Annotated in this window: 7 protein-coding genes; 1 reads left to right on the top strand and 6 read right to left on the bottom strand. The window is 46.4% G+C overall.

Annotated features, from left to right (window positions below):
* Nucleotides 1–603 precede the first annotated feature (603 nt).
* From Q0369_RS07680 to groES, 3 genes are all read right to left on the bottom strand, one after another.
* Nucleotides 604–1,668: a hypothetical protein gene (locus Q0369_RS07680; RefSeq protein WP_298098232.1), complete on the bottom strand. Its 1,065-nt coding sequence runs from the start codon at nucleotides 1,666–1,668 to the stop codon at nucleotides 604–606.
* 581 nt (nucleotides 1,669–2,249) lie between these two features.
* Nucleotides 2,250–3,887 (bottom strand): chaperonin GroEL, encoded by a 1,638-nt coding sequence (gene groL, locus Q0369_RS07675; RefSeq protein WP_298098229.1) that lies wholly within the window; start codon nucleotides 3,885–3,887, stop codon nucleotides 2,250–2,252.
* A gap of 12 nt (nucleotides 3,888–3,899) precedes the next feature.
* Nucleotides 3,900–4,163, bottom strand: a complete 264-nt coding sequence (gene groES / locus Q0369_RS07670; RefSeq protein ID WP_298098226.1) for a co-chaperone GroES — start codon at nucleotides 4,161–4,163, stop codon at nucleotides 3,900–3,902.
* A gap of 206 nt (nucleotides 4,164–4,369) precedes the next feature.
* Between groES and Q0369_RS07665 the strand changes: the two genes are divergently transcribed.
* The gene (locus Q0369_RS07665) at nucleotides 4,370–6,616 is read left to right on the top strand and encodes a hypothetical protein (RefSeq protein WP_298098223.1); all 2,247 of its coding nucleotides are present in this window, start codon (nucleotides 4,370–4,372) and stop codon (nucleotides 6,614–6,616) included.
* A gap of 355 nt (nucleotides 6,617–6,971) precedes the next feature.
* Here Q0369_RS07665 and Q0369_RS07660 read toward each other — a convergent pair whose 3' ends face one another.
* The 3 genes from Q0369_RS07660 to Q0369_RS07650 all read right to left on the bottom strand — a co-directional run bounded on the left by Q0369_RS07660 (nucleotide 6,972) and on the right by Q0369_RS07650 (nucleotide 8,866).
* Nucleotides 6,972–7,607, bottom strand: coding sequence for a hypothetical protein (locus tag Q0369_RS07660; protein ID WP_298098221.1), 636 nt, complete (start codon nucleotides 7,605–7,607; stop codon nucleotides 6,972–6,974).
* A gap of 52 nt (nucleotides 7,608–7,659) precedes the next feature.
* Nucleotides 7,660–8,289 (bottom strand): hypothetical protein, encoded by a 630-nt coding sequence (locus tag Q0369_RS07655; protein ID WP_298098219.1) that lies wholly within the window; start codon nucleotides 8,287–8,289, stop codon nucleotides 7,660–7,662.
* Nucleotides 8,290–8,422: 133 nt separating this feature from the next.
* Nucleotides 8,423–8,866 carry a GatB/YqeY domain-containing protein gene (locus Q0369_RS07650; RefSeq protein WP_298098216.1) on the bottom strand — a complete coding sequence of 148 codons (444 nt, stop codon included), beginning with the start codon at nucleotides 8,864–8,866 and terminating at the stop codon, nucleotides 8,423–8,425.
* Between the last annotated feature and the right edge of the window lie 90 nt (nucleotides 8,867–8,956).

Raw genomic sequence — 8,956 nt, 5'->3', positions numbered from 1 at the left:
ATTTTTTGCGCTATTTTATTCAAAACGGGGTTAAAATTTAATAATTCGCGCTCGCCACCCGCCGTATAATTTCACCCGCTGAATTTTGCTTTTGCGCTTACGAAAAATTTCATTTTGCCGCGAAATTTTAGCGAATAGAGCTCTATAAAATTCCGCCATCTAATAAAATTCTAAAAATTCCGGTAGCAAATAAAACTATACAAAATTTTATGGCAAGCGAAATTTAATAAACCACGTAGCCAAGCAAAATTCCGCAAACTTAGCAGGCAAGCGAAGTCCTGCGACATAAAATTACAAAATTAAGCTTTTGAAATTTCCGCGAAATTTTACCCACAGTATCGTCGCAGCGCTCACTCGCGCAAAACGAGTGCAGTATGGTTTATCCTAGCAGCGCGGCATGCAGCCGTGAAATTCAAAGCAAGTAGATGAAATATGAACATTCTATCTTTAATTGCAGCATTAGGGCATTGTTTCGCACGGCGGCAAAGCCGAAAAAAACGTCAGCCGTTCGTGTTTTGCACACCGCGCCAGTATCGCGATCTTATAGAGGCAGCAAAATTTAAACCGCCTACGCATATAAATTGCGCCGGCGTGCCGCCTAGGCTAGCGCACTAGCTCCATATTCACCTTGACCCTGCTCATCTTGTCCTGCAGCATATCCATCACCGACTCATTGCGCGACGAAGCGTCATCCGTCGGGGCTTCGTGCTGCTGCCACTTGCTTTTCGGCGCGGCGGGGCCCCACTGCGACGAAAATATCAGCCCGCGCTTTTTCTCGGTCTCAGGCGCAGGCTCGTAAGGCTGTGGAGCGGGCTTCGCCCAACGCTCATCATAACGCATCGCAGCACCTTGCCCTAGCGCATTACCCCGCTTTGGCGACGACATCTTACTAAGCGCGCTACCGCTAGGGCGCCCTATCGCACGGCTAGAGCGAGCAGATGTGGGAAGATAGGGCGCGCGGGCATTTTGACGAGCCGTATACTTCGTGGCGCTCGAATGAGATGCAGCTGTATGCCCCATAGCGCCAGAACGAGTTGCACTATAGACGCGGAGAGCTTGCGGCTGTGCAATTCGAGTCGTCGTTAATTTGCGAGCTTGTGCATCTACGATTTTGCCAGTCTGCTCATCCGCGCCTCCGTGAGTTTGCGCGCTTGCATTTCTCCGCATATCTGCACCTCTGTAAGTTTGCGCGGTATCGCGAGCGCTTGGCGCCTCGTCCTCATAGATACGGGTCTTTGGCAAACGCATCAGCGTCGCAACTAGACTCTTGCTAGCTTCATTCTGGCTGCTTGATTGATTAGCCGGGCGCTTAGATGCTTTATTTCTCGCAGAATGCGATGCGAAATTTTGCCCGGGATTTTTAGTAAAATTTTTCGCACTTTTTTGCGTGGAATTTTTAGCGAAATTCCTAGACGCACGCGTATTTTTTGTGAGCTTGGAATTTGAAAGACTTTTAGCATTTGCAGGTTTTTTAGCATGTGGCTCAGCAGAGGATTTCACCGAGGTATTTTTACTCGAATGATCTTTAGCTCGCAGATTTTGAGATGAAATTTTAGATTTATGGTTTTGCAACGCGGCGGGCGATTTATGGTTTTGCTGCGCGGCAAAAGCGCCAGAAAAGCTCGTCAAAATGAACGCAATTAAAAAAATACGAGCTAAATTTTTCATCGTTTTCCTTTCCATGGATTTTAGGCGAAATTTAGCAAAGCTTAGATTAAGCCGCGTTAAATTTAATGAGTGAGGCTATGAAATCTCAGCTCTAATTCAAAGCCGTATCGCCAAACAAAAGGCTAAGCTTTAAAAATTCCGCAGCTAGGATTCTATCTGGCAATAAAATTTTATCACAACAAAAATATGACGCCACGAAAAAATTTTATCTTGTAAGCGTTTAGGTGGGATAGCTGAAAATTTTAAAGTTTTAGAATTCTGCGCTTAAATTTTGAGTGGCAAGTCAGAACTTAAGGTAAAAAGCAAGCTCAGATAAAGCTTTTAAATTAAAGGATAAAGCGGCAAAACAGCAAATTTGCGATGAGATACGAAATTTATAAGATCATGCAGTGACTAAAAATCACACCACTTAATCGTTAATTCATAATAAATCGCCGCGTCTTAGACATATCCAAAACGCGGCACATCTCATTCTACGGCGCATAGCAAAAGCATCGCCACAAAGGCATTGCGGGGGCACCGTAAAATCTCACCACGCCGTTGTAATGGCATAGGAACGCCGAATGACGCTCCTATGAGGGCTACATCATTCCGCCCATTCCGCCCATGCCACCCATATCAGGCATTGGAGGCATTGCAGGTTTCTCCTCTTTGATCTCGCTTACGGTTGCTTCGGTCGTTAGAAGCAGGCTTGCGACGGAAACTGCGTTTTGAAGCGCGATACGCTCGACCTTCACAGGATCGATGATGCCTGCGTCAAACATATTGACGTACTCGCCGTTTGCGGCATTAAAGCCGAATTTCTTGTCTTTATTCTGCTCGACGGCATTTGCTACGACGCCCGCGTCAAATCCCGCATTCTCGGCGATCTGGCGAAGAGGAGCAAAAAGTGCGCGCTTAACGATGTCCGCGCCGATAAGCTCGTCGCCGCTTAGGGCTAGTTTTACGCTAAGTCCCGCTCTGATTAGCGCAGCGCCGCCGCCGATTACGATACCCTCGTCTACGGCTGCTTTGGTTGCGTTTAGAGCGTCGTCTACACGGTCTTTTTTCTCTTTCATCTCGGTTTCGGTCGCAGCGCCCACCTTGATGACCGCAACGCCGCCGCTAAGCTTAGCCATGCGCTCTTGAAGCTTCTCTTTGTCGTAATCGCTCGTAGTCTCGGCGATTTGAGCTTTGATCTGCGAAACGCGCGCATCGATATCTTTTTTCTTGCCCGCGCCGCCTACGATGGTGGTGTTGTCTTTGTCGATCACGATACGCTCAGCCTGTCCAAGATCGGCCATGGAAGCGCTTTCTAGCGTTCTGCCAAGCTCCTCGCTGATGACGGTGCCGCCTGTTAAAATCGCAATATCTTCAAGCATCGCCTTTCTGCGATCGCCAAATCCAGGGGCTTTGACCGCAGAGATGTTTAGCACGCCGCGAAGTTTATTTACGACTAAAGTCGCAAGTGCCTCGCCCTCGATATCTTCGGCGATGATTAGAAGCGGTTTGCCGCTTTTTTGAACCTGCTCCAAAACCGGTAATAGGTCTTTTAAATTTGTAATTTTTTTGTCAAATAGAAGCACTAGTGGAGAAGCTAGCTCGACTAGCATTTTCTCGGCATTTGTAATGAAATATGGGCTTAGATAGCCGCGGTCAAACTGCATTCCCTCGACTACGTTTAACTCATCGTTAATAGATTTTGCCTCTTCAACGGTGATAACGCCGTCCTTGCCGACTCTTTCCATAGCGTCTGCGATCAGATCGCCCACCGCGCTGTCGTTATTGGCAGAGATCGTAGCAACCTGAGCGATCTCTTTTTTGCCGCTTACTTTTTTAGAGGATTTTTTTAGCTCCTCAATAACCGCAGCGCTAAATTTATCCATACCGCGCTTAACTTCGATCGGATTTGCGCCCGCAGTTACATTGCGTAGGCCCTCTTTAAAGATCGCGTGAGCTAGCACGGTTGCTGTAGTAGTGCCATCTCCTGCTTGATCGTTGGTTTTACTCGCTACTTCGCGCACCAAAGAAGCACCCATATTCTCTAGCGTATCTTTTAGCTCAATCTCTTTAGCGACGGTTACGCCGTCTTTTGTGATCGCAGGAGCGCCGAAGCTCTTTTGGATTAAGACATTGCGACCGCGAGGTCCCATCGTAACTTTTACAGCATCGTTTAGCTTCCTAACGCCCGCGTAGAGTTTGTTTCTTGCGTCGTCTGAAAAAATAATTTCTTTTGCCATTTTCAATCCTTTTTATTTAATTATGCCTAAAACGTCTTCTAAATTTAAGATAAGAAATTTCTTATCGTCTAAGCTAATCTCGCTACCTGCGTATTTTGCAAACGCTACGGTATCGCCCTTTTTCACGCCCTCGCATTCGCTGCCGACGGCTACGATTTTGCCGGTCGAAGGCTTCTCTTTTGAAGCATTGTCGGGGATGATGATGCCCGAAGCGGTCTTTTTGGTCTCCTCCTCGCGCTCTATTAGAACGCGCTTGCCAAGTGGTTGAAATTTCATTTCAGTCCTTTCTTTGATTTGTGATTTCTAAAATTGGCACTCAATGTGTTTGAGTGCTAAGATTATATGCAAAATTTAAAATCTTGTCAATAGTTTATGAAAAATTTTTATAAAACTTTAGTGATTTAAACTCAAGTATTGAGATTTTAAACGTTAAATTTTAAGGGCTATAATACCCTCAAATTTTAAATTTTTAAGGGGACGAAATGAAAATTTTCGGCATAATCGCAGGAATTTTAATCCTGCTTATAGTAGGCGCGGGCTGCCTATTTTTCAGCGATTTTGGCAACCATCTTGCTAAGCCTTATATAGAAAATTTGATCAAAGAAAAAAGCGGCCTTGATGTGAAGCTTGAGAAATTCGATCTAAATTTCGGCGATCTGGACATCAGCGCCAACGTAAATGATGCTGCGAGCGTAAACGTAAAGGGCAAATACTCGCTTTTTGCGCGCTCTTTCGATCTTAACTACGACGCAAACGCGCACGATCTAGCCAAGCTCGGCATAAAAACGAGCGAAGAGCTAAGCCTCAAAGGGCAAATTTTAGGCGATCTTGACAAATTCGGCATCAACGGCAGCGGGCGGATTTTTGATAGCAACGTAAAATTTTTAGCAAATTTAAAAGACCTCAAGCCACTTGATCTGCAAATCGATGCTAAAGCTCTAAACATCGAAAAGGCCCTTGCCGTAGCCTCGCTGCCGATCTACGCCAAAGGAAATATCGACATTCTCTCAGATATCAAGGCTAGCGGCGGCGGCGCAGATGGCAACGCGAGTATCAAGAGTTCAAATTTGATCCTAAACGAATCTGCGTTTAAAGATATGAATATCTCCATCCCAAAGGGCGTGCAGATCACGTTGAATTCGGACATCACGGCGCAAAATGACATCTTGCGAGCAGCAAGCAAGATCGATTCGACGCTAGGTAAGATCAGCGCCGAAAAATCGGAATTTGATCTGAAAAACAAAACTTTAAATTCCGATTTTAATCTGAATTTGCCCGATCTAGCGAAGCTCGAAAGCCTTATCGGGCGCAAAATTTCGGGCGACGTTAAAGCAAACGGAAATTTAAAGACCGATTTTTCTACGCTTGAGCTTTCAAACTCGCAAATTTCAGCGTTTAAAGACGCGCTTAAAGCGGATGCGGAGGCCAAATTTGACCTGAAAAACAAAAACGGCGAGCTGTCCGCGAAGCTAAATGCAAACGATCTAGCCGCGCTGCAAAACGTCCTGGGAGTGAAGCTGCAAGGCAAGGCAAACGGCGAGCTTAGCGCGGCTCTAGCGCAGAACGAACTTAAAAATCTAAGCTTAAATCTAAACGCGATGGGCGGCAACCTGAATGCGAGCGGAAATTTAAGCGATCTAAAGCTTAAGGCTAGCAATCTAAATCTGGCCGTGCTTTCGGCTCTGTTTTACGGCAACGCGATCGGAAACGGCACGATAAACGGCGATGCGAAGTTAAGCTTAAAGGACGGCATCAACGGTACGGCGCAAATTTCGCTCGCTAACGGAGTAATTTTTAAGAAATTTTTAGACGGCGCGACGGACAAGAACTTCCCGAGCGATCTAAAAGCGGACGCGCAGGCGCAGACAAATATCAAAAACTCAGTCGCGACCTTTAGCGCTAGCGCAAACTCCGATCTAGCGCAGCTTCAGAGCCTAAACGGCACCTACGAGCTCAAAAACAAAGCGCTTAAGGCGAACTACGCGCTGTTGATCCCGAGCCTGCAGCGACTGGAGTTTTTTCTAAATCGTAGACTAAACGGCAAGATTGCCGCGACCGGCGAGCTTTCGCACGACGGCAAGAGCCTGTTTGCGACCATAAATTCCAAGGTCGCGGGCGGTGAGCTGAACGGACAGATCGCGGGCGATGAGGCAAATTTTAAAATCCAAAATTTTATCGTCAAAGAGCTTACGACGCTTCTAAATATCGATCACGTCTACGACGGCACGGGCAATGCAAATCTTACGTATAATACTAGCTCGCACAGCGGAAAATTCGACGCGATCATCAATAACGGTCGCCTTCCTAGCGGCGGATTGATCGATAAAATCGGCAAAATTTTAGGTCGTGATCTAGGCGGTGAGGTCTATAACGACGCCAAAGTAAACGGCACGATCAAGCAAAATTTGATAAATTTCAACGCCGATATGAGCGCGCAAAAAAGCAAGCTAAACGTAACGGACGGCACGCTGGATAGTAAAACGGGCGCGATTTCGGTGCCGGTTAAGGCAAACATCGAAAAAACCGATCTTGAAATAAACATCACCGGCACGATTAAAGAGCCGAAATACAATATCCAATCGGACTATCTAAAGGGCAAGCTCGACAAGCAGATCGGCAAGGGCATCGACAAGCTTTTCGGCGTCAAAAAGGACGATAACAGCAGCAAAAACGACGCTAAAAAGGAAAAATCGGACGTGGTTAAGGGGCTGCTCAAAGGGCTATTTTAGTCCATCCGTCCCATTTGACGTTTGGAATTCTATGGATACTGCTAAACGAGCGCGAGATTTAAAATTTTGAAATCTCGCGCAGTTTAAATTTTAAAATTTAGCGCTAGCCGGGGTAGCTAGAGTCGCAAAATTTCAAAACTCGGCGCAAGCTATTTATCAAAATTTTAAATCTCGTTTCGATCTGTCTTTTGATGACGATTTAAATTTATCGCCGTAAGCTTATCCTGCTCGCGCCGCCGCTATCCGCAATGAAATGCACGCCGCAAGCCTAGCGTCTTTTAAAGTGCTTCGTATCGATGCTGCGCGCCGTGTTTTCAGGCTATCCGATGCTACTTAAAATTCCGCGGCGCAATGTTTATTGCAGTTGGCGCCATGCTTGATAAAATTTACCCGCCATAATCGCAAGAAAAATGAGCGTCAAAGCTCCAAATACCATAGCCGTAAATTTATCATCCGTCGTAGCGTATTTGTCATATCTGAATTTCATCAGATACTCGCGTTGCGGCGGATCGGCGCTTGCATTATAATCTAAAAATAAAACTTGATATGCCGTGCCGCGACCCTGAAACGGAAACGGACGGCTTTGATACCAAGCTTTAACTCGCTTTCCTTCCAGCCATTCGTATGCGATTAGCGAGATGGAAGGCTTGATATTTACACCTTGCCACTCATCCGCTCCTAACCGCTTGAAATTAGCTTCAGCAATTGCTGCATTGAGCAAAATTTTATTTTTATAAAAGGAGGTTAAGTTATCCGTATCGCCATTTAAAAAGACTTTGATAAATTTGCGCTCATCCGTAAAAATCTGCATATATTCGCGCCCATCATCGCTTCCGACATCCATGATTATTCCATTTGCGATTTTCAGATCATCTAAGCTTTTAGGATTCAAGCTAAAAAGAAATCCGTACCACATCGCCGCCAAATAAAATGCGATCATAAATAGATCGAACTTGCGATCTAAGTTATACCAAATTTCGCCGAGCTTCATCGATCATTACATTGTAAGTTTCGCTGCAAGATACGGAATTTTACGGCTTTTATTATCGCGGGCTATGCTGCATCGCAAGCGCCTCCATCGCCCCGACGGGCAGAAATAGCACTACGCCCACGATTACCACCGGTATAGCCACGATTACGCCTAACGTATCCAATAGGACGTTGCCCTCGCAGCGTTCAGGCCTAACCTCGATGTGAGCGGGTATCGGAGAGCGCAGCCTATCGCTTGGCTTCATTATTTCGCTAAGATTTTTGATCTGCACGACGCGCGCATCGAAGTAGAAAATCGCTTCAATCTCGCCCTTTTTCTCATCGATTTCGATGCGGTTCGCTAGAGCTTTGATTTTGGCGACGTCTGCTCCTGCGGCAGAGTTTAAAAAAGCACTGAAGCTACCGCGCGCCTCGCCGTTTTTAGCATCGGTTACTTCGATCCGCACAAACTCGCGCTTAAGCCCTTTGGCGTATCCGCCATCGTAAAATTCCGAGATATTCTTAAGCGACGAGCCGTTCGTTAGGACATAGCTGAGTTTCTCGCCTACGATGTATTCCTTGCCATCGTTTATGAAAAATGCCGTTATCTTTTCGGGCGTTTCGTTCGCCCCAGGCACTACGTTTTGTTTGCACTGGCACCCCACAAGCAGGACAGCTAGTAAAACCGCGATAAATTTTTTCATGATAATCCTTTAAAATTTTAAATTAGCGTATAAATTCCGCAGCCAAAGCTCTATCTTAAAAAATTTCAGCAGCGAAATTTTACGTCGATACAATTTAGCCGTAGCCGGACTTAAATTTAGCCTCAAACGCAGGCTACTTCAGTGCCGCTTTGACTGCATCGCTCAGCCGCTTGCCGTCCACGCTTGAGCCGAGCGCTTCCTTGGCGGCTTTCATCACGCGCCCCATATCCTTTGCGCCGCTAGCGCCGAGCTGTGCGATTAACGAGCCAACCGCAGCGGCAAGCTCGGTATCGCCTAGCTGCGCGGGCAGATAAGACGCGATGATCTCGATCTCGCCCTGCTCTTTTTTCGCCAGATCGTCGCGACCGCCCGCGCGGTACTGCTGCACGGAGTCGTTTCGGCGCTTGATCTCGCTTTGAAGTATGCTAAAGACGCGCTCGTCGCTAAGGCTGATGCGCTCGTCCACCTCGACCTGTTTAAGCGCGGCGTTAAGCATCCTCAGGCTGTCTCTACGGAAGTGATCGCCGCTCTTCATCGCCGTTTTAATGTCTTCTAAAATTTGCTCTCGCACACCCATTTTCCACTCCTTGAGATTGAAATTTCGGCGGTAATTGTAGCAAATTTAAAATTTGGCTCGGGTAAATTTAAGAGGATGAAATTTTAAAAT

It is taken from the genome of uncultured Campylobacter sp., assembly GCF_938030685.1.
Taxonomy (GTDB): Bacteria; Campylobacterota; Campylobacteria; order Campylobacterales; family Campylobacteraceae; genus Campylobacter_B.
Note: the sequence above shows the minus strand (reverse complement) of the source record. Positions and strands in the feature narration are given on the sequence as shown.